Source organism: Winogradskyella algicola (assembly GCF_005869935.1).
Classification (GTDB): Bacteria; Bacteroidota; Bacteroidia; order Flavobacteriales; family Flavobacteriaceae; genus Winogradskyella; species Winogradskyella algicola.
Map to the genome: position 1 here is coordinate 112270 of NZ_SZQF01000003.1, position 21547 is coordinate 133816.

General features: G+C 33.0%; 24 protein-coding genes. 11 read left to right on the forward strand and 13 right to left on the reverse strand.

Annotated features, from left to right (window positions below; genetic code table 11):
• Positions 1-10 precede the first annotated feature (10 nt).
• A complete protein-coding gene (locus tag FC091_RS06575) occupies positions 11-382 on the forward strand; it encodes a hypothetical protein (RefSeq protein ID WP_138433486.1) in 372 nt (123 codons plus the stop codon).
• 14 nt (positions 383-396) lie between these two features.
• Here the strand turns inward: FC091_RS06575 and hutH are convergent, their stop codons facing one another.
• Together hutH and FC091_RS06585 are read right to left on the reverse strand one after the other, a co-directional pair.
• On the reverse strand, positions 397-1932 hold the full coding sequence (gene hutH / locus FC091_RS06580) for a histidine ammonia-lyase (protein ID WP_138433487.1): 1536 nt from the start codon (positions 1930-1932) through the stop codon (positions 397-399).
• Positions 1933-1941: 9 nt separating this feature from the next.
• Positions 1942-3498: an NAD(P)H-hydrate dehydratase gene (locus FC091_RS06585; RefSeq protein WP_138433488.1), complete on the reverse strand. Its 1557-nt coding sequence runs from the start codon at positions 3496-3498 to the stop codon at positions 1942-1944.
• Positions 3499-3585: 87 nt separating this feature from the next.
• On the opposite strand from FC091_RS06585, the gene FC091_RS06590 reads away from it, so the two are divergent.
• Together FC091_RS06590 and FC091_RS06595 are read left to right on the forward strand one after the other, a co-directional pair.
• Positions 3586-4098 carry a GNAT family N-acetyltransferase gene (locus tag FC091_RS06590; RefSeq protein ID WP_138433489.1) on the forward strand — a complete coding sequence of 171 codons (513 nt, stop codon included), beginning with the start codon at positions 3586-3588 and terminating at the stop codon, positions 4096-4098.
• Between the two features lie 84 nt (positions 4099-4182).
• Entirely contained in the window at positions 4183-5274 is a 1092-nt protein-coding gene (locus FC091_RS06595) for a T9SS type A sorting domain-containing protein (protein ID WP_138433490.1), read from the forward strand.
• Here the strand turns inward: FC091_RS06595 and holA are convergent, their stop codons facing one another.
• Positions 5275-6282: a DNA polymerase III subunit delta gene (gene holA / locus FC091_RS06600; protein WP_138433491.1), complete on the reverse strand. Its 1008-nt coding sequence runs from the start codon at positions 6280-6282 to the stop codon at positions 5275-5277. It abuts the gene before it with no gap.
• A 48-nt stretch (positions 6283-6330) separates the two neighbouring features.
• Between holA and FC091_RS06605 the strand changes: the two genes are divergently transcribed.
• The 3 genes from FC091_RS06605 to FC091_RS06615 all read left to right on the forward strand — a co-directional run bounded on the left by FC091_RS06605 (position 6331) and on the right by FC091_RS06615 (position 8736).
• Entirely contained in the window at positions 6331-6780 is a 450-nt protein-coding gene (locus tag FC091_RS06605; protein ID WP_138433492.1) for a type I restriction enzyme HsdR N-terminal domain-containing protein, read from the forward strand.
• Positions 6781-7773, forward strand: a complete 993-nt coding sequence (locus FC091_RS06610) for a glycosyltransferase family 2 protein (RefSeq protein WP_138433493.1) — start codon at positions 6781-6783, stop codon at positions 7771-7773. It abuts the gene before it with no gap.
• A gap of 105 nt (positions 7774-7878) precedes the next feature.
• Positions 7879-8736, forward strand: a complete 858-nt coding sequence (locus tag FC091_RS06615) for an OmpA/MotB family protein (RefSeq protein WP_138433494.1) — start codon at positions 7879-7881, stop codon at positions 8734-8736.
• Positions 8737-8832: 96 nt separating this feature from the next.
• Here FC091_RS06615 and FC091_RS06620 read toward each other — a convergent pair whose 3' ends face one another.
• From FC091_RS06620 to FC091_RS06640, 5 genes are all read right to left on the reverse strand, one after another.
• Positions 8833-9915 carry an AMP-binding protein gene (locus FC091_RS06620; RefSeq protein ID WP_138433495.1) on the reverse strand — a complete coding sequence of 361 codons (1083 nt, stop codon included), beginning with the start codon at positions 9913-9915 and terminating at the stop codon, positions 8833-8835.
• Between the two features lie 3 nt (positions 9916-9918).
• On the reverse strand, positions 9919-10857 hold the full coding sequence (locus FC091_RS06625) for a CPBP family intramembrane glutamic endopeptidase (protein WP_138433496.1): 939 nt from the start codon (positions 10855-10857) through the stop codon (positions 9919-9921).
• Positions 10854-11894: an o-succinylbenzoate synthase gene (locus FC091_RS06630; protein WP_138433497.1), complete on the reverse strand. Its 1041-nt coding sequence runs from the start codon at positions 11892-11894 to the stop codon at positions 10854-10856. Before FC091_RS06630 ends, FC091_RS06625 begins: the two co-directional genes overlap by 4 nt.
• Before the next feature lie 117 nt (positions 11895-12011).
• Positions 12012-12779 carry a carbonic anhydrase family protein gene (locus FC091_RS06635; RefSeq protein WP_138433498.1) on the reverse strand — a complete coding sequence of 256 codons (768 nt, stop codon included), beginning with the start codon at positions 12777-12779 and terminating at the stop codon, positions 12012-12014.
• A 40-nt stretch (positions 12780-12819) separates the two neighbouring features.
• Positions 12820-13509: a DUF2490 domain-containing protein gene (locus FC091_RS06640; protein ID WP_138433499.1), complete on the reverse strand. Its 690-nt coding sequence runs from the start codon at positions 13507-13509 to the stop codon at positions 12820-12822.
• Between the two features lie 134 nt (positions 13510-13643).
• Between FC091_RS06640 and FC091_RS06645 the strand changes: the two genes are divergently transcribed.
• Positions 13644-14549 (forward strand): sterol desaturase family protein, encoded by a 906-nt coding sequence (locus tag FC091_RS06645; RefSeq protein ID WP_138433500.1) that lies wholly within the window; start codon positions 13644-13646, stop codon positions 14547-14549.
• Entirely contained in the window at positions 14546-15337 is a 792-nt protein-coding gene (locus FC091_RS06650) for an SDR family oxidoreductase (protein WP_138433501.1), read from the forward strand. Before FC091_RS06645 ends, FC091_RS06650 begins: the two co-directional genes overlap by 4 nt.
• Before the next feature lie 19 nt (positions 15338-15356).
• Here FC091_RS06650 and FC091_RS06655 read toward each other — a convergent pair whose 3' ends face one another.
• Complete coding sequence (locus FC091_RS06655; protein WP_138433502.1) at positions 15357-16007, reverse strand: YceI family protein; 651 nt, start codon at positions 16005-16007, stop codon at positions 15357-15359.
• Positions 16008-16132: 125 nt separating this feature from the next.
• Here FC091_RS06655 and FC091_RS06660 point away from each other — a divergent pair, with 125 nt between their 5' ends.
• Entirely contained in the window at positions 16133-16969 is an 837-nt protein-coding gene (locus FC091_RS06660) for a winged helix-turn-helix domain-containing protein (RefSeq protein WP_171032480.1), read from the forward strand.
• On the opposite strand, the gene FC091_RS06665 is transcribed toward FC091_RS06660, so the two are convergent.
• Genes FC091_RS06665 through FC091_RS06675 form a run of 3 tightly spaced genes read right to left on the reverse strand, consistent with a single transcriptional unit; the run spans position 16970 to position 19438 of the window.
• A complete protein-coding gene (locus tag FC091_RS06665; RefSeq protein ID WP_138433504.1) occupies positions 16970-17647 on the reverse strand; it encodes a metal-dependent hydrolase in 678 nt (225 codons plus the stop codon).
• An 18-nt stretch (positions 17648-17665) separates the two neighbouring features.
• On the reverse strand, positions 17666-18586 hold the full coding sequence (gene menA / locus FC091_RS06670) for a 1,4-dihydroxy-2-naphthoate octaprenyltransferase (RefSeq protein WP_138433505.1): 921 nt from the start codon (positions 18584-18586) through the stop codon (positions 17666-17668).
• 12 nt (positions 18587-18598) lie between these two features.
• The gene (locus tag FC091_RS06675; RefSeq protein WP_138433506.1) at positions 18599-19438 is read right to left on the reverse strand and encodes a 1,4-dihydroxy-2-naphthoyl-CoA synthase; all 840 of its coding nucleotides are present in this window, start codon (positions 19436-19438) and stop codon (positions 18599-18601) included.
• Positions 19439-19551: 113 nt separating this feature from the next.
• Here FC091_RS06675 and FC091_RS06680 point away from each other — a divergent pair, with 113 nt between their 5' ends.
• Together FC091_RS06680 and FC091_RS06685 are read left to right on the forward strand one after the other, a co-directional pair.
• Positions 19552-19962, forward strand: a complete 411-nt coding sequence (locus tag FC091_RS06680) for a hypothetical protein (RefSeq protein WP_138433507.1) — start codon at positions 19552-19554, stop codon at positions 19960-19962.
• Positions 19963-20094: 132 nt separating this feature from the next.
• Positions 20095-20523 (forward strand): hypothetical protein, encoded by a 429-nt coding sequence (locus FC091_RS06685; RefSeq protein WP_138433508.1) that lies wholly within the window; start codon positions 20095-20097, stop codon positions 20521-20523.
• A 74-nt stretch (positions 20524-20597) separates the two neighbouring features.
• On the opposite strand, the gene FC091_RS06690 is transcribed toward FC091_RS06685, so the two are convergent.
• Positions 20598-21506, reverse strand: coding sequence for a DNRLRE domain-containing protein (locus FC091_RS06690; protein ID WP_138433509.1), 909 nt, complete (start codon positions 21504-21506; stop codon positions 20598-20600).
• Between the last annotated feature and the right edge of the window lie 41 nt (positions 21507-21547).

Sequence of the window (21547 nt, forward strand, 5' to 3'; positions counted from 1 at the left end):
TGTTCTAAAAATGCAAGAAACTGTTGTAAAATTAAAGTTTTGTACACTTTCTTTCTACGATAGATTTGTTATTGCTAAAATTAACGAAGGTGTACACTTAGACCATCTCCACAATGAGGCTTTAATTGAAGTAATAGAAAATCATTTCAGCAAACCTTTTGTGTACATCACCCAAAGAGTAAATTCTTATTCTGTAGATCCGAGCGTATATCCTAGGGCTACAAAGGTTGAATACTTAAAGGGTTTTGCTGTTGTTTCAGATAAATATCAAGCAAAGATTAATGCACAAATAGAGCAAATGTTTTTTGGAAAACCGTTTGAAATATTCACTAAACTAGATGATGCTATTAAATGGGCTAATGATATTATTACTGAAGGATAATTAGCTGTACTTTTTTAATGCTTCTCTACACCATAATTGTTTAGAAATAATTCTTCTACTTCAATATCTACATCTTTTAAAAATTGAATAGAAGCTTCTATATCATCATGTAATACTTCGTCTTCTTTTATAAAAGGCACTACTTTTCTATAATGTTCTAAGAAAGACTCAAGTAATGGAGACGTTTTCATCGGCCTTCTAAACTCAAGGGCTTGTGATGCATTCATCAATTCTATAGCAATAACACGCTCTACATTTCTAATAAGATTATAAGCTTGTGTAGCAGCATTGGCTCCCATACTTACATGGTCTTCTTGTCCATTACTAGAAACTATACTATCTATACTTGCAGGTGATGCCAATTGCTTATTAGCACTAACTATGCTTGCAGCAGTATATTGCGGAATCATAAAACCTGAATTTAATCCAGGATTATCTACTAAAAATGCTGGTAAGCCTCGTAAACCAGACACTAATTGAAAAATTCTACGTTCAGAAATATTTCCTATTTCGGCCATAGCAATTTTTAAATAATCTAGAGCTAAAGCCAAAGGCTGCCCATGAAAATTTCCCCCTGAAATAATCAAATCTTCTTCTGAAAAGATATTTGGATTATCTGTCACGGAATTGATTTCTGTTAAAATTACTTTCTCTACAAAATCTAAAGTGTCTTTTGTAGCACCATGAACTTGAGGTATACATCTAAACGAATAAGGATCTTGCACATGCTCTTTTTCTCTGGCAATTAACTCGCTTCCTTCTAAAAGTTCATTAAAACGTTTGGCTACTTTACGCTGACCTGGATGTGGTCTTACATCGTGTACCAAATCATGAAACGGATCTAATCTACCATCAAACGCATCTAAAGATATCGCTGAAATTATATCTGCCAAATAAGAGGTTTTATGAGACATTAAGAGCAAATACACACCATAAGCACTCATAAACTGTGTTCCGTTTAATAGAGCTAAACCTTCTTTAGCTTCTAATTTTATAGGTTCCCAATTGAATTTTTCTAACAATTCTGAAGCTTCATAATTTTCGCCATTATGCACAACACTTCCTTTTCCTAACAACGGTAAAGCTAAATGTGCCAAAGGTGCCAAATCACCAGAAGCTCCTAAAGAGCCTTGCGTAAATACAAATGGAAAAATATCATGATTAAAAAAGTCTATTAATCGCTCAACAGTTTTTAGTTGCACTCCACTATGACCGTAACTTAAGGACTGAATTTTAAGCAACAACATCACCTTAACCACAGATTCTGGTACGCGATCACCTGTACCACAAGCATGAGACATTACTAGGTTTTCCTGCAACTTAGTTAAATCTTTATCTGAAATTTTGACATTATACAGTGACCCAAAACCTGTATTAATACCATACATGGGTTTTTTGTTGTTAGCCAATTTGTTATCTAAATAAGATTTACAGGCCTTAATTTTTGCTATAGAATCTTCTGAAAGTTTTAACTTTTTGTTATCCTTAAATATGTTGTATATCGTCACAATGTCTAGAGCATCAGACGAAATAATATGATAGTTATCCATAATTACCTATTACGCTTCTTGTTGTTCTTGTTGCTGCTGTTCTTGTTCTGGTTGTTTGAATAAATCGATATAAGCTTCCCCTAAAGTTTCTATAATATGGCTTGCTATTAAGCTTTGATAGCCATAATCTTCCAAAGAAATATCAGCAGATTTTCCATGTAAATACACACCAAAAACAGTTGCTGCTAATGGTTCATAACCCTGAGCAATTAAACCTGTTATTATTCCTGTTAAAACATCACCAGTTCCTGCTGTTGCCATTCCTGGATTTCCTGTTGTGTTTATATAAAGCTTGTCACCAAAAACTGTTATAGTGTTTGCGCCTTTAATAACGACGATGACTTTATACTTCTTAGAAAATTCTTTAGTTTTTTTAAGCTTATCAAAATCGTCTGACCACTCGCCTACTAATCGTTCTAATTCTTTTGGGTGTGGTGTTAACACAGTTTGTTCTGGTAACAACTTTAGTAATTCTTTACTTTTAGATAAGATGTTTAAACCATCTGCATCAATAACAAGCGGTTTTTTATTAGCATTCAAAAATAGCTCTAAAGCTTCAATTGTTTTATCAACCGTTCCTAATCCTACACCTATACCAACGACACTAGGTTCTATATCAAAAGAAATATCAGTGATTCGTTCTTCATCTTTATCTGTAATGACCATGGCTTCAGGAAAAGAAGCTTGCATACTATGATATCCACATTTAGGAATATACGCTGTAACCAAACCTGCGCCAGAACTTAAAGCTGCTCTACTTGCTAAATTAACTGCACCTATTTTCCCATGACTTCCACCAACTATTAAGGCATGCCCAAAATCTCCTTTGTGCGAAAACTTCTCCCTTGGCTTGTATAATGGTAAAACTTCAAATTTTGAAATTAATTCAACTTCAGTTTCGGTTTGCATTAGATAATCACGATCTATACCTATATCTAATGCTTCCCATTGTACCGTAAACTTTGAGGTTTCAGGTAAAAAGAAAACTAATTTTGGTGATTGAAAGCTTAGGGTATAATTTGCATGAACCACGGCATTTTCGTCTTCTACGGGTTTATCTGTATATAATCCCGAAGGTATATCTACAGATAAAGTAAATGCTTTTGATGCTCTCCAGTTCTGAAACAATTCTTGCACCCATTTGTTCGGTGGTCTGTTAAGACCTATACCAAACACAGCATCCACTATAATATCTTTTTCATCAATAACCACATCTGAAAAATCACCAGAGCAACTAAGCATTTTTGGCCAATCTTTTGTTACTGTTTTTATTCTATCGTAATTAATTAAAAAATCTTTAGAACGCTTATCACTACAGTTAACTATATAGGTCACCACATTATATCCATGAGTTAATAGATGTCTTGCTAATACCAATCCGTCACCACCATTATTTCCTATACCACAAAAGACGTGAATTGGCACTTGCGCACCTTGCATACGCATATGAATCCAGTTAAAAATCTGTGATCCTGCTCGTTCCATTAAATCGGTTGAGGAGATATTTTGACGTTCGGTCGTGAGCTTATCACCTTCGTATATTTGTTCTTTTGAAAATAACTTCATGTATAAATTCTGTATATTGAAAAATCTTTTTAGGGAAGTAAAAATAAGGTTTTCCAAGCCAATAGAATAAAATTGATTAATCTTACTGTGAAAAATTCATTCGAAACCCAAAGACTTCTCGTTAGACCAATAACTGCAGAAGACGCACCATTCATTTTAGAATTAATGAATACTCCAAAATGGGTAAAATTTATTGGGGACAGAAATGTAAAAAGCATTGAAGCTGCAGAAGCTTATATTACAGAAAAAGCATTACCGCAAATAGCTACTCACGGTTATGGCAACAATGTTATTATTAGAAAATCTGATAACGTAAAACTCGGTACTTGCGGAGTTTACCATAGAGAAGGTATAGAAATACCAGATATTGGCTTTGCGTTTTTACCATCTAACGAAGGAAAAGGTTACGCGTTCGAAGCAGCATCAAAACTTGTAGAAATAATTAAAGACAATTATAGTCTGGCAGAACTAAGTGCCTATACTTTAGAAGAAAATCTATCCTCAAGAAAACTGCTAGAGCGTTTAGGCTTTACACTAAAAGGCATCGGAACATTGCCTACTTCTGATGAAGAATTGTTGCATTATTACAGGAAACTATAGTTTTAACCCAAATAAAGGTGAATCATATGTTTTTTTTGCTTACAAAACTTTTAGTTATGTACATTTAAATTTTAAATATTAAATATGAGACGTTCGCGCTGTTTTATTCTGCTTTTGGCTTTATCTTTTTTAGGTATCAATGCGCAACAGTTTACTTTAGAAACTTCATTAGATGCTACAGTCAATGAAACCTCAGGATTATTGTATATTAATAATACATTGATTACGCATAACGACAGTGCAAATACCAATCAACTTTTTGATATAGACATTTCTACAGGAAATGTAACTCGTACTGTTACTATTACCAATGCCACAAATATAGATTGGGAAGATCTTACACAAGATGGTACTTACATTTATATTGGCGATTTTGGCAATTACCAAGGAGACAGAACCGATTTAAAGGTATATAGAATTGCTATTTCAGATTATTTAAATAACACGTCTCTTACTGCAGATGTGATTAATTTTAGCTATACAGACCAAACAGATTTTACAACAAGTCCGTTTGCTACCAATTTTGATGCAGAGAGTTTAATACATTACAATAACAGTCTTTATGTGCTCACCAGAAATTGGCTAGATGGCAACACCAACATTTACGAATTACCTAAAACACCTGGCTCCCATAGCATTTCTAGGGTTGATAGTATAACAGCAGGTGGTTTGGTGTCTGGTGCAACATTCAACACAACAAGTAATCAAATTATTATCACTGGTTTTGATAGTAACGGCGCTTTTTTAATTGAATTAACCGGATTTAACTCTGGGTTATTTTCTAACGGAACAGTTACAAAAACATCTATTGCTGTACCCGAGAATTATTCGTTTCAAATAGAGGGTATATATCCTATAAACGCCAACGAATATTATATAACAGCTGAAGAAAACGGAGCGCTTCAACCAGCTTTGTATAGTTTTAATACCTCTACCCTTTCTTTAAATGAAACTGAATTAACACCAATTTCATTTTACCCAAATCCGGCTAGAACACAAATTACATTGAGCGAGGATAATCTTCAAACTAAAATCTATAATATAACTGGTCAACTTGTAAAAACATCAAACAAAAAGCACATTGACGTTTCAGATTTAACTTCTGGAATATATCTTATAACTATTGAGGCTGCTTTTGAAAAAAACACAATAAGAAGACGTTTGCTGATAGAGTAATTAACTCATTATTCTTACCAAAAGTTCTTTTAGCAAGTCGCCTTGTGGTACTGCATTTGCACCAACACCTTTCCCTTTTACATCAAACTCTCTGAGCAATGCTATTGTAGCACTTACTTTCTTCATTTGGTAGTTGCGGGCTGCTGTAAGATATTCATTCACAAAATAAGGATTAACCCTTAATGCCGAAGCTACACTTCTTGGGTTTTTGTCTGTCATACCATGAAGATGCAACAACTGCGAAAAGAAATTAAATAACAACGCTACTGTCACTACCATAGGATTGTCCTTAGGATTATCACCAAAATACTTTGCAATACGCTGTGCTTTTACAATATCTCTGGCACCAACGGCTTTTCTAAGTTCAAAATTATTGTAATCTTTACTTATTCCTATATTTTCTTCAATATGCTCTGGTGTGATTTGTGTGCCTTTTGGTAAAACAATTTTTAGCTTATTGAGTTCATTATTTACTTTGCTTAAATCGGTTCCTAAAAACTCAACCAGCATTTGCGCTGCTTTTGGCGAAATATCATAACCTTGTCCTTTTAAAACTCGTCTTATCCAATCTGGCACTTGGTTATCATAAAGTTTTTTGCTTTCGTAAACTACACCTCCATTTTTAGTAATTGCCTTGTAAAGTGCTTTACGCTTGTCTATTTTTTTGTATTTGTAATTAACCACTAAAACAGTAGTTGGTTGCGGATTAGCAGCATATTCTGCTAATTTTTCTATAGTACGACTAAGGTCTTGCGCTTCTTTTACAATAACTACTTGGCGCTCTGCCATCATAGGATAACGCTTGGCATTACTTACGATATCGTCAATGCTAACATCTCTTCCATAAAGTATCATTTGATTAAAACCTTTCTCTACTTCATCCAAAAGATTATCTTCAATAAAATCTGAAATCTTATCAATGTAGTAAGCCTCCTCACCCATTAAAAAATAGATGGGTTTAATTTGCCCCTTTTTTAAGTCTTCTACTAATGTTTTTACTTCGTCCAATCTCTTAAATCGTTTGCTCGAATGATATTATAATTTTAATTTTGTGAAGTGCAAAAACTCAACTTTCCACAGTTTGAATACCGATTCAAAAGTACAGAAAATAAAATTTCTATTTTTGATGTCATTCGGAAAAAATTTATCATTCTTCAACCAGAAGAATGGGTAAGACAGCATTGTGTACATTACCTCATCAATGAAAAGAATTATCCAAAATCTTTGATCAATGTTGAAAAGGAGTTAAACATTAATGGCTTAAAGAAACGCTACGATATTGTAATTTTTAATCCAGATGGTAGTATTCTTCTTATTGTTGAATGCAAATCGCACGACATTACCATAAATCAAAATACTTTTGACCAAATTGCACGTTATAATTTAGCGTTAGATGCAGAATTCCTCATGGTAACAAACGGCATAAATCATTATTATTGCCAAATGGACACTAAAGCAGAGCGTTATCAGTTTTTAAGAGATATTCCTAACTATAAAAAGGCATAAATGTACAGCGACAAGGATATAGCAATTGTTATTTTAAACTGGAATGGTAAAGCGCTACTAGAGCAGTTTTTACCGTCGGTTTTAAAATATTCTGAAGATGCTAAAATTTATGTTGCAGATAATGCCTCTACCGATAATTCTGTTGAATTTTTACAAACTTCGTTTCCCGAGGTTAGTATTATTCAAAATTCTGAAAATGGTGGTTATGCAAAAGGCTATAATGAAGCTTTAAAACATGTTTCTGAACCACTGCTCTGCCTGCTAAATAGTGATATTGAAGTTACACAGAATTGGCTAGATAAAATTCTAACAGCTTTCAATTCTGAAGTAAAACCAGACATCCTTCAACCAAAAATATTAGACTACAAAGACAAGTCTAAATTTGAATATGCTGGTGCTGCAGGTGGCTTCATAGACAAATATGGTTATCCTTTTTGTAGAGGTCGCATATTTAACAGCATCGAGGAAGATAAAGGTCAATACAATGATATCACAGATATTTTTTGGGCTTCTGGTGCTTGTTTTTTTATAAAGAACCAAGTTTTTAAAGCCTTAAACGGTTTTGATGAAAGCTATTTTGCGCACATGGAAGAAATAGATTTGTGCTGGCGCGCTTTTAATAGTAATTTTAAAACACAATATGTTGGTACATCCACAGTGTATCATGTTGGTGGCGCAACCTTAAATAATTCTAACCCTAAAAAGACGTACCTCAACTTTAGAAATAGTCTTATAACTTTAGTTAAAAACACTGACAGTAATGTGTTTTCTAAGGCTATAATGAGAATGCTTTTAGATGGTGTTGCAGGTGTTATGTTTTTACTGCAATTAAAACCTGCTCACTTCATTGCTATCCTAAAAGCTCATGGTTCTTTTTACCTCAATTTGAGTAATGTTTTAAAGAAACGCAAAACACTCAAAAAACGTCCTAATTATTACCAAACCTCTTCAATTGTTTGGTCTTATTATGTAAAGAGAAAACAAACGTTTTAACTGTTTATAAAACTGTTAAAGTTTTTGTTAATCTATGTTATAGCCTATTTTCTTTTGTATAATTTTGATATGTTAAAATTAACAATTTAAACTATAATGAAAATTATGAAAAAACTAATGTTATTAGGTGTTTGCTCAATGGTGTTGTTTGCATCTTGCGTATCGAAGAAAGAATATGCTGCACTTGAGGCAAAACATCAAGAAACACAAGACTTATTAAACAGTGCTACTGTAAAACTAAATAAGTGTCTTTCTGACGCTGCTGCAGCTAGTGCCAGAGTAGAAACCATGAAAGACCAATTGGCTGATTTACGTAAGGCGAACCAAGATTTAATTGATACCAAAGGAAATTTGACAACCTTAACTCAAAAAGGCGCAGAAAACCTTGAAAAATCTCTGGAAAGCTTAAAAGAAAAGGATTTAAAAATATCACGTTTGCAAGATGCTTTAAACAAAAAAGATAGTGTAACACTAGCTTTGGTAACTAGCTTAAAGAAAGAGGTAGGCATCAATGATCCAGACATTGAAATTAATGTAGAGAAAGGTGTTGTTTTTATCTCTATTGCTGATAAATTATTATTTAAAAGTGGTAGCTATAACGTAACCGACAGAGCAAAAGAAATCTTAAGTAAAGTTGCAAAAGTAATTAAAAGTAAGCCTACATTTGAAGCAATGGTTGAGTCTCACACAGATAATGTACCATACAGTAAGCCACCATTATTAGATAACTGGGATCTTAGTGTAAAACGTGCAACATCTGTAGTACGTGTATTAGAAAGCTTAGAGGTAAACCCTCAACAATTAATTGCTGCTGGTCGTAGTTACCACGTACCTTTAGTAGCTAATGATACTGCTGAAAACAAAGCTAAAAACAGAAGAACTCGTATCATTGTTCTTCCAAAAATTGATGAATTCTACGAGATGATTGAAGAAGAAATGAAGAATCTTTCTGCTGAAAATTAATTTTTGAACTCAAATAATTTAAAATTAAAAACCCAATGCAATTGCATTGGGTTTTTGTTTTTATCATTAGTTTCTTCTGTAATTTAATGAATAAACCTATCTTAAAACAGACTCTATAGTTTTAGCACGTTGTATTTTTCCATTAACAGTTTCTACAAATTTATCTGTAATGTAAATATGTTTAGGAACTTCAAACTTTGTTAAACCCTTAATAAATCGTATCCTATTGGCTATACTTTCAACAGAATCTCTTGGGTTTTCTACAATTAAAACAAGTCGTTCTCCTAAAGTTTCATCTTCTTCACCTGCAACAATAAAACGCTCATCAATAGCAGGCTGTAGCTTATCTTCTATCTGTTCTGGAAATAACTTAACTCCACCAGAGTTGATAACATTGTCATAACGACCTAATAACTGAAAACTAGTTTCAGATTTCAAATCTACAATATCATTAGTTACAAGAGGTTCATCAACTAAATTATAGGCGTTAATTACCAAACACTGCCTCTCATCTTGAGAAAATGTCACATTAGGGATAGCATTAAAATACTTCTCAGCTTTAGACGCTTTAGAAGGTAATTGTCTAACTGCAACATGAGTTACTGTCTCTGTCATACCATAGGTTTCAAAAAACTTAGAATCACAGTCTTTAATTCGCTCAAGTAATGGAAGCGTCACTTTAGAACCACCAACAATAATTGTCTTAATGTTGTAAGTGTACTTAAGCGTATGCTTTAATTGCAGCGGAATCATTGCACAAAAATCGTAATGCTTTTCATAATCAAACATTGGGTGTGCGCTAGGCTCTACATGATCTAACTCTAAACCTAAAATCATAGCTCTAACCAACATCATCTTACCAGCTATATAATGGCTTGGCAAACAATCTAAAGCAGAATTTCCTGGCTCCAAACCAAAGAAATCTCCAGTGGCGATGGCAGAATTTACCATAGCCTGTTTTTTTAACTTTATTAGCTTTGGCTTACCAGTAGAACCAGAGGTTCTAACTTCAATATAATCTTTATCATTAAGCCAATCTATTAAGAAGTTCCCTGTAGCTTTTTCATAAGGTGCTCCTTCTTTAATAAGACTATAAGCCACTTCTTTAAGGTCCTCGTGATTATAGTGTAACCCGTTTAATTTAAAACGATTATGAACTTTATCGTATTCTGGTGTCATTATTTATTCTCCAATGATTTTATAATCTTCTTTTGGTGGTTCGTTTACTTTACCAAATAGGCGCTCTTTCCAATTTTTCCAACCGTATCTTTTTGATAAAATTAATAACATAATTGGATAAACAACCAATACTGGTATTAAGATTTCGCCAATAATACTCATAGATGGCTCGGCTGTACTTTTAAAAATAGCGTCTGTTTGCAGTGCTGTCCAATCTGCAGTAACTAAAAGCGATGCCAACAAGTTGTTTCCTAAGTGAAATCCCAAAGCAAGTTCTAATCCATCATCCATTAAGGTCATAATACCTAAAAGCAGACCTGTACCAATGTAGAATATCATCATCTTCCAGAAACCAACATTAGCTACTTCTGGATTAGCACTATGTGCAATACCAAATAAAACAGAGGTTAGAATTAAAGGAAACCATTTGTTCTTCACCATAACACCTATATGCTGCATTAAATAACCTCTAAAAAGATATTCTTCCAATCCAATTTGAAAAGGAAATAAAACAATACTTACTAAAAATAAAATAGAAAACTTCTTAAAATCGAATTGATAAATAATCTCTGATGAATCTATATTATAGCCTATGATAAAAGAAACAATTGTAAACGTTGCAATCATCATAAAAGCAAAGAATACCCTGCCATAATCTACCTTAGGTCTTGCTGTTGTTAATGACAAAATACTTCTTTGATGTACATACTTGACCAAAATAAAAAGTAAGCCTAACAAAAATGCAAAAGGAATGAGATTAAAAGCTAGATTGAGAGTAGAAGGTATACCCTTCATCATTTCATATGCTGCTTCTAAATCTGCAGGATCTGTTACAAGATAAAACACAAAATTTAATAAAAAGATACCTGCAACTAATATGGTAGTGAGGATAAACATCCATAATTCTCGTTGCCCTTTATATGCTTGTTGTATATAATTCATACGTTTAAATTAAAAATCCAATCTTTATTTTTATTGTATTGCAAAGTACCATTTTTTACTGTCAATGGTGAAGCAAAATTATTAGTAAACAAACTTCCCGTTCCCAATCCCTGAGGCATAGGGTTATTCAGCGTGTAGGTCCATTGTGCAATGGCATTAAGACCAACATTGCTCTCCAAAGCACTCGTAATCCACCATTTTATACCCAAATCTTCAGCAGTATTAATCCATTGTTGACTTCCTTTAAAACCGCCAACTAAACTTGGTTTTAGTATAATATATTGTGGTTTTATGATTTGAAGCAGCTTTAACTTATCTTTTTCTGAAAAAACTCCAATTAGCTCTTCATCTAAAGCGATTGGCAGAGGTGTTACCTCACAAAGGCTCGCCATGTCTTCAAATTGTTTAGGCTTTATAGGTTGTTCTATAGAATGTAACTGATACTCTGAAAGACGCTTTAATTTTTCAAGGGCTTCACTTGGTGAGAATGCTCCGTTAGCATCTACGCGAAGTTCTATATCTGAAATTGAAAATTCTTTTCGAATCGATTTTAAAATATTCAATTCTGTTTGAAAATCAATAGCACCAATTTTAAGTTTAATACAATCAAAACCTGCTTCAATTTTCTCTTTTACTTGCTTACGCATAAAGGTTTCATCTCCCATCCAAACCAAACCATTAATAGGAATAGTATCTTGTCCTTGAGTAAATTTAGATGGAAACAAATTGAATTGAGATTCGCTTTCTAAAGACTTAAAAGCCATCTCAATACCAAACTGAATACTTGGTAGTTCGACAAGCTCGCTGACCAAAGTTTCCAAACCCAAATTGATGTTCGCACAAACCCATTTCAATTTTTCTTCATAATCAGGTCTGTCGTCAATAGATAATCCTCTTAAGATGCCGCATTCACCTATTCCAGTTTTATCATAGTTGTTTAAAACAATAAACCAAGTTTCCTTAGTAGTCATAACGCCTCTAGACGTACCACTAGCCTGCTTAAAACTGAGTATGTATTTATGGTATGTTGCTATCATAATAGTAGTTCAAAAATAAGCATATCACTGTTAAGAAACATCTATTTTAAAAAAATATCAGGCACCAATTTCTTGATGCCTGAACCATTAACCAATCAACCTAATTTATGTAATCAATCACATAAATTTTACTTTCCCTGTAGCCATATCGTATACCGCTGGCACAATTTTTATTTTTCCTTCTTTTTCTAAGCTTGCCATTTTTGGCGATTGCTTACGAATATCTTCTACCGTAATGTGTGCATTTGTCACAATAACATTATTGGTAAATTCTTCGTTTTTAGAAGATACTTCACCCATTTTAGTAGTAGCATCTATTGATGGCTGTATCTCATCTAGTAGATTTTGAAGCGCATTCATCTCCATGGAAGCTGCATCAACTTTATCTATGGCGCTCTTTACAGCTCCACAAGCCGTATGACCCATTACAATTACTACTTTAGAACCAGCAACTGCAGTAGCAAACTCCATAGACCCAACGATATCTTTGTTCTCAATATTGCCAGCTACCCTTGCAACAAAAATATCACCAATACCTAAATCAAAAACATCTTCTACTGGTACTCTACTATCTACGCAAGATAGAACGATTGCTTGTGGATATTGCCCAATCATTGCTTCACGACGTTGAGATGAGTGATCGCGCATTGTTAAATTGTTACTCACGAAGTTTTCATTACCTTTTTTTAGTCTTCCAATTATTTCATCAGGGCTCATATCTGCTTGTTCTTCTGCTGTTAGGATACTATTAATAGGGTCTTGCTTTATTGTTTTTGCTTGAGTTTTGACCTCTGATGTAGAGGTTGTTTCAGTGTTCTTCTCATTACAGCTGTAAGACATTACAACTAAAGCTAAAATCATTGAATTTTTAAAAATGTTTTTCATAGTCATTGAATTTATTTGATAGTGTTAAAAAAATTGTCTGTTAAAAATTATGGTGCATACTTATTTGCCACTGCCCTTTTCCCCATGTATCAGTCTTTTGGTTCATCCAGCCTAACTGAAATCTTATTTTAGAGTTGAGTACGTAACCTAGTCCTAAATAAGTACGATTTCTATCGAATAGTTCTACAGTTCTACCATCGCCAATCCCTTGCTCACCATTGATGAATAATTCATTATATAGTGCGATGTAATAAGCTTTAGGACTTAATTCTTTGCTATTTATAGGTACATTTAAAAATAGATTATAGCGATAGCGTGTTCTAAAGTCTTGATCTTCTACAAATCTTTGTTCATACCGAAAACGGTGTGTGAGATAAAATCGATTACCCAACTTCTGAGGAATTAACGCTTCTTGATAGATACGGTTCTCAACAAAAGTATCATCACTATCGCCAAACTGACCTGTTGTAATATTGGCATATCCAAGGGTAAACATTACACCAGAGTCTTTTGGTGTAAAAGTTAATCCTGATCTTAACATTAGTTGTTCCATATCACCAAAACCTTGCCAGTCACGGTATTGGAAATCCCCTTGAATTCCCCATTGGCTATCCTTAAATTGATGGTTGTAGAAGTACATAAACCAAGCACCTGTTTGTGATTCTTCAACTTGAGCATTTGCGCCCCAAAACGAAAGCAATACTGTAATAGTAAAAAGTTTTAATCTCATATTTGATTATTTATTATGCAAATATAAAAGTATTACTATTGATTTATAGATTTTGAATTATGTTTAACTTTTAATTAACTTGAATACACAAATCAGTTTTGCGTAAAAAATTTCTATTTTTATCAAAAACAAGAATGCCTAATTTTCCAAATATTATACTGTACGCTATACCTTTCTTTGTTTTAGCAATGTTATTAGAACTTTATGCTACAACCAAAGTGCAATTAAAACATGTAAAAGGCTATGAGACAAAAGATGCGCTCGCATCTATAGCTATGGGTTTAGGTAATGTAATTTTAGGATTTGCTAGTAAAATATTGGTATTGTTGGCTTTAACCTGGGTGTATGAAAACTTTAGATTCTTCACAATCCCTATTACTTGGTGGGCATTTGTGCTGTTATTTTTTGCTGATGACTTAGCGTATTATTGGTTTCATAGAATTTCACACGAGTGTCGCTTATTCTGGGCATCACACGTAGTACATCACTCATCTCAACATTACAACTTAAGCACCGCCTTAAGGCAAACATGGTCTGGCGGCTTTTACTCTTTTGTATTTTGGCTTTGGCTTCCGCTTTTAGGTTTTCATCCTGCCATGATATTACTACAAATGTCTATCAGTTTATTATACCAATTTTGGATACATACAGAAGCTATAGAAAAAATGCCGCGTTGGTTTGAGGCTATATTCAATACACCATCTCATCACAGAGTTCATCATGGCAGCAATCCAATTTATTTAGATCGTAATCACGCAGGAATACTAATAATTTGGGATAAGCTCTTCGGAACATTTCAACCAGAATTAGATGATGAAAAGGTAAAATATGGACTTGTTAGTAATATCAACACGTACAACCCAGTAAAGATTGCCTTTATTGAATGGTGGAATATGTTAAAAGACACATTTACCGGAAAAAAGTCTTTTAAAGATCGTTTTCTGTATTTAATTAAACCACCAGGCTGGAGGCATGATGGCAAAGGAAAGCTAAGTAATGACTTACGGAAAGAATGGTTAAATTCTAAAAAACGATCATGACATTTATTAATAAAGTTATTTGGATTACTGGAGCATCAAGTGGTATTGGTAAAGCTGTTGCTTTAGAGTTATCTAAGTACAACTGCAAGCTCATTCTTTCCTCTCGTAGAACCACTGTTTTAAATGATGTAAAAAATGAATGTTTATTGCCTAAAAACGTTGAAGTTTTAACTCTAGACTTGGCAGATTATAAAACCATGACAACTGTTGTAACAAAAGCTATTTCTTTTTTTGGCAAAGTTGATATACTCATAAACAATGGCGGTATCAGTCAACGTTCTTTAATTATTGATACAGATATTGAGGTTGATAAAAAGTTAATGGACATTGATTACTTGGGAACAATCGCATTATCTAAAGCCTTGCTTCCGCATTTTATTTCCCAAAAAACTGGACACTTTGTTACAGTCACTAGTTTAATGGGTAAATTTTCTTCACCATACCGTTCTGCTTATTGTGGCGCAAAACATGCTTTACATGGTTTTTTTGACGCCTTACGATTAGAGCATGAAAAGGATAATATAAAAGTAACCATGATCTGTCCTGGTTTTGTAAATACCAACGTTGCACGTAACGCACTAACTGGTGATGGATCCATACAAAATAAACAAGACCATGCTACTGAAAACGGATTAGAAGTTTCTGTTTTTGCCAAGCGAATGCTAAAAGCCATTAAACAAGAAAAATTTGAAGTTTATATTGGCAAAGGCGAAACCAAAGGTGTTTATTTAAAGCGATTTTTTCCTAAGTTATTGCATAGAATAATTTTGAGAAGTAAAGTGAGATAACTCAAAATTATCAAGAATTTTAATTATCATAATACACTTCAACTTCAAGTTCTATAGCATCTGAAATAGCATAATCTTTAACTTTTGCAACACCCTTTGAACTGTAGTTTACTCCAAAATCAGTTCTATCGATTTTAAATTTAGTATAAACCTTATTCTCATTTGGTAATATATCTACATTATACAATGTCACAGCTCTAGTGATATTTTTAATCGTGAGATTGGCTTCAATTTTAAGCCTATTGTCTTCAACTTTTTCAAAATTTATGAATTCTAGTTTAGATTCAGGAAATTTATCAACCTCAAAAAAGTCTTCGTTTTTTAGGTGGTTTACTAAGTCTTCACTGTATTCTCCATCAGTGTTTACTATGGTGTTCATATCAACTGTAAAAGTACCGCCAATGATTTCATTGTTTTTAAATTCTAACGAGCCTTCTTTAAAATTTACCGTTCCGTAATGCTCACCAAAACTAAAAAGCATAGAACCTTTCCAGTTTATAATACTTTTTTCTAGATTGATTTTAATGTTACCATCTAAGTTAACATCAACTTCTTTGGTCTTCTCCTCATTTATAAGAACTAGAGTATCATTACTTGGTTCTGATTTGTTTTTACAATTTGTAAAAAAAGTCGCTGTAATAAAGCTTAATAGAATAATTGTTCGTTTCATAATTGATTTATTTTATTGATTTTCAACCAAAACTACTTTGACAGCTCTTAGAAAGTGTCAAAAAAGTGTAAAAGAAATGTGAAGCCTTGTAAAAAGTGTTTAAAATGCTGTTCTTTACATTGCTTATGAAAAAACACTATCACTTTATTTTATTTTTATGTTTTGCTTTTTGCTCTGTTTCTTGCACAACTAATGAGAAAGAAATAACCTCAGATGAAGTTAAAGTAGCTGTAAGAGCAGTTGGTCATGAATTATTATTGGCACAAAATGATTCTACATCTCTGGTCTTACCTATTGAAGATATTGACACAAAATCCTATAAACTAAAGTTTCAAAACAGTTTATCTATAGAACCTAACTTCTTAATCGATGTCGTTAGTATAAATTTCAAAAAAGCAGAATTACCGTCTAACTATATCATTGAAGTTTTAGAGTGTAGTGATGAGCAAGTTGTATACAGCTATCTAATGAAACTCAGTAAAGACAGCGAAATTATTCCTTGCGGTGGTCGAGTTTTACCCAAATCTTGTTATATGATACTTGTAAAATTTCAAAATTACAAGCGTACGTTTTACTCATGGATTCCTATCGTTTTAATTTTAATTTTAGGTGTTCTTTTCCTTTTAAAAAGAAAATCTGTTTTAAAGCTAGATAAAGAAAATGATGACCAAATTAAATTAGGTGGTTTTCTCTTTTACCCTGAGCAACATAAATTAGTTAAGCAAGCTATAGAAATAAGCCTCTCTAAAAAAGAGTGTGAAATTCTTGAAATTTTTTCTGAAAAGCCTAATACTATTGTTTCTAGAGAAGAGCTTACCAAACGTATATGGGAAGATAACGGTGTTGTTGTTGGAAGAAGTCTGGACACCTATATCTCAAAGCTTCGAAAGAAATTACAAGACGATCCTAAAATACAACTAACTAATGTACATGGTGTTGGTTATAAGCTGGAAATAAAATAACTACACGTCCATACTATTACCAATCTCTAATAACTTCAACGTTTTTAGTTTAGAATCAAATTTGGCTTTAGCTTTTACCTTGTCTATTTCAATATAACCGAAAGTATCATAATGATATCCTAAAACTCTATCGCATTTTAAAAAGCGTGTTGCTATAATAGCATCTTCTACTCCCATTGTAAAATTATCGCCTATTGGTAAAACTGCTAAGTCTAAATCATAACTCTGACCTAGTATTTTCATATCATAATGTAATGCTGTATCACCAGCAATGTAGAGTGTTTTTTTGTCTGCCTGTATTACAAACCCACCTGGTTGACCACCATATTTTCCATCTGGAAACGATGATGTATGTATAGCATTGACATATTTTACTTTACCAAAATCAAAATTCCATGAACCACCATGATTCATAGGATGTCCTTTAAAACCTAGATTTTGATAGTGTACCACTATTTCATAATTAGAGACAATAATTGCATCGGTCCGTTTAGCTATCCTCTCTACATCTAAGATGTGATCTTGGTGTGCATGAGTTATGAGAATATAATCTGCTTTAATACTATCAATATCTATATGAGATGCTTTTTCATTACCAGAAATAAAAGGGTCTACTAGAATATGAACATCTTTTATTTGAATACCTAAACATGCGTGACCGTAAAATGTAATTTTCATCTTCAATGGAATTTATGGTTAATTCAATATAAAATTAAAAGAAATGTAACCAAAACCCAATAATAGAGCAAAAAGAAACGTAGATAATGCTAATACTTTTAGTTGACCATCAAAATCATTAGGTGCTTTAGCTGCTTTTATTTTTTTTAAGTGAATTAATAATGGAATAAAAGCAATTAAATACAACAAGTTATATGGTGAAACATAATAAAAGATTGAAAAAAGCACTGTAACTAACATAGCACCAACAATAAGAGAATAATGATATCGTTTAGCTCTTTTAATACCTAACTTAACAGCGAGTGTAATTTTACCAACATTGGCATCCGCTTCTAAATCTCTCATATTATTGAGATTTAAAACACCAACACTTAATAGACCAAGAGCTATTGCCGGTAAAAAAACAACATAATCAATCTTGTGCGCATAAAGTAAATAACTACCTATTGTACTTACAAATCCAAAGAAAATAAACACAAAAACATCACCAAGGGCTCTATATCCATATGGTGAGTCACCCATTGTGTAATTTAAAGCTGCGTAGACAGATAAACCACCAAGAAAAATAAACAACAACAAAAATAAAAAGTTGGTTGGACCAAATGCAGCCATTATTAATGATAATGTGAGAATAATAACTACCACTATATTAAATTTTATGGCATCTAACATCTCCTCAGGAGTTATACTCCCACTTTGTATAGCTCTTTGTGGTCCTACTCTATCCTCATTATCAGTACCTTTTACTCCATCACCGTAGTCATTGGCTAAATTAGATAGTACCTGAAGACTTATAGTAGTTAAAATAGCAAGTACCAAAACCCACCAACTAAAACGACCATTATATACTGCAAAACAGGTTCCTAAAATAATTCCAGAAACGGATAGTGGCAAAGTTCTAAGCCTCATGGCAGAAAGCCAAGGTCTAATTTTTTTCATTAAGCCGTTATTTTATGGAATCCACTTTTTAGGAAAGTTTGGTTTTCTCTTTTCCAAGAATGCATCACGACCTTCCTTTGCCTCATCTGTCATGTAAGCTAATCTAGTAGCTTCGCCAGCAAAAACTTGCTGACCAACCATACCATCATCTGTTAGATTCATGGCAAACTTTAACATTTTAATAGAGGTTGGCGATTTTGCTAATATTTCTTGAGCCCACTCATAGGCTGTGGCTTCTAATTCATCGTGAGGTATAACGGCATTTACCATGCCCATTTCAAAAGCTTCTTGTGCAGAGTAGTTTCTCCCCAAGAAAAATATCTCTCTTGCTTTTTTCTGCCCTACCATTTTAGCTAAATAAGCAGAACCATATCCACCATCAAAACTAGTAACATCGGCATCTGTTTGTTTAAAAATGGCATGCTCTTTACTTGCTAAAGTTAAATCACAAACTACATGCAAGCTATGACCGCCACCGACTGCCCAACCTGGCACAACAGCAATAACAGCTTTTGGCATAAAACGTATAAGACGCTGAACTTCTAAAATATTTAATCTGTGATAACCATCATCACCTACATAACCTTGATGACCTCTTGCTTTTTGATCTCCGCCAGAACAAAAGCTCCAAACTCCGTCTTTTGACGATGGTCCTTCAGCACTTAATAAAACGACACCAATATTAACGTCCTCATTTGCATCATAAAATGCATCATAAAGCTCTGAAGTTGTCTTTGGACGAAAGGCATTTCGTACATCTGGTCGGTTAAATGCAATTCTTGCAACACCATTACTTTTATGATATGTTATATCTTCATAAGATTTGGCAACTTTCCAATCTATATGGCTCATATTCTTTAAATTTTTGATAGCAAAAATAAGGAATTAATAATAATGCTTAAAGGCTAAATTTTGTTTGAAATTACTATGCGTGCATACTATATTTGCGGCTGATTTTTTATAAAATGATTTCATCCTTAAAGATTGATAATACGGATTTTACGTTTAAAGAAGTTAGCCTAGGCAAGCTTTTCTATAACGAAAAATATATGATTGCTGAATTTAACGAAGGGGTTGACCTAAACTTTAAAAATTTTAATGAAGTAACTACTCTCATTAAATTACAATTTAGAGATAGACCCTTTGGTTTTATTTCCAATAGAATAAATTCATATTCTATAAACCTTTCTGATGCTAACAAATTTAATCAGAAATTCCCAAACGTTAAAGCTTACGCGGTTGTGGCCCATAATCCAATTACAGAAAAAGTGTTTGAAATTGAAGAGCGCTTTTTTAAGTTCAATAGGAGGTCTTTTAGAGATCTTAACGATGCCATTGACTGGGTAGAAAAAGCACTATCAAGTTTGAACAAATAGCATTTATAAAATCCAAATTTTGATCTGTAACGTATAACCATATGTTTTTCATTTATTTATGTGACTAAATTGAAAAACATGTGTCTAATTATAGCCTTAGGTAGGTTAAGCTATAATTAAAGTTTGAAGATTATGGGAATTGAATACACAGATTTAGCATCAAGAGTTATAAATCAAACCTCAACTGAGTTTGGAATTACTCATTTTTTTAAAGATATCGCAGTTATAGAGTTTAATGGAGGTACACATATAGACTTAAAGGCTGTAAATCCAACATTAAAATCCATAAAAAAGCACTATGGTTCTTCTAAACCATTTGGAATCATTGCAAATAGAGTTAACTCTTACTCTATCTCTTTATTAGATCTAAAAAAAGCAAGACAAAGACTACCAAACTTAGCAGCCTACGGTATAGTTAGTTATACCGACGCTACACGTATGAATGCTGAAATTGAAAGTAGTTTTTGTGAATGGAAAGACATATGTTTTAATAACCTTTATGAAAGCCTGAATACCATTCAACAGCGAATAGAAAATAATTTCAGTGATAGCATAGCTTAAACTAATTTTCAAATTCTAGTTTAAAAGTCGATAACCTCTTTAGTATTTGAAAATCAATTTTGTTTTCTAATAAATTAATATTTTATGATATTCTTTGTATCAGAGTTTCCATTGGTATCAAAAACCTTTATAACATACATCCCATTTGCAAAATCTGTAATATCTAACTCATGTTCAGTAGATACTTGGTCAGTTATTACTGTTTTTAATAGTTTTCCTTGGATATCGTAAACCGTGATTTCCTTTAAATTATTTTTTGATGTTATTTTATACTTCCCTGTACTTGAAGGATTAGGATAAATCGATACATCAGTAGCTTCAAACTCACGGATATTTAAGGTTGCATAGGTTATACTAAGCATTGGAGCTACATTCTGATCTTTACTTCCAAATCTCCTAGTGGTATTAGACGAAGATTCATCTCCAATTAATATCCAACCATAATTACTATTGGTGCCATCAATCCAATTCTGAACATCTTCTACCAAAGTACTCGTAGAACTAAATACTTTACTTCCTGTGGTATTATCCATAGACAAAGAATGTGTTGCATCCGCAATAAAGTCTCCACCAGGTGTCGTCCAATTAGATGTTCCTAGCATAGCGTCAGACCAAGTAGCATCAGGTGCCACAGCAGCAGATCCTGAGCCGCCACCGCTAAATGAAGTACCTTCACCCCAAGGGGTTGTTAATCGGTGTAATGTAAAAGTATCAGTTGTACTAGAACTTACCTGATTTACATTGAGTGTAAGCGTAACAGAAGAAACAATTGCTGTTGAAGGTATTGCCGAAAAATCGAATTGAAACAAACATCTTCTATTATTTCCCATAGAATTTTGACCAGAGAATAACCTTCCTAATCCATTTGAATTGTTAGATTCTGAAAAAATGGAATTATCTTGTGAAGCTGTAAGATCTACTGTAGTTTGACTGAAGGAAAAATTAACAAATAATATTAATAAATAAAGTACAATTTTTTTCATAAAGTTTGGTTTGGTGTTTTCAAAAATTAAAAGAATTTAGA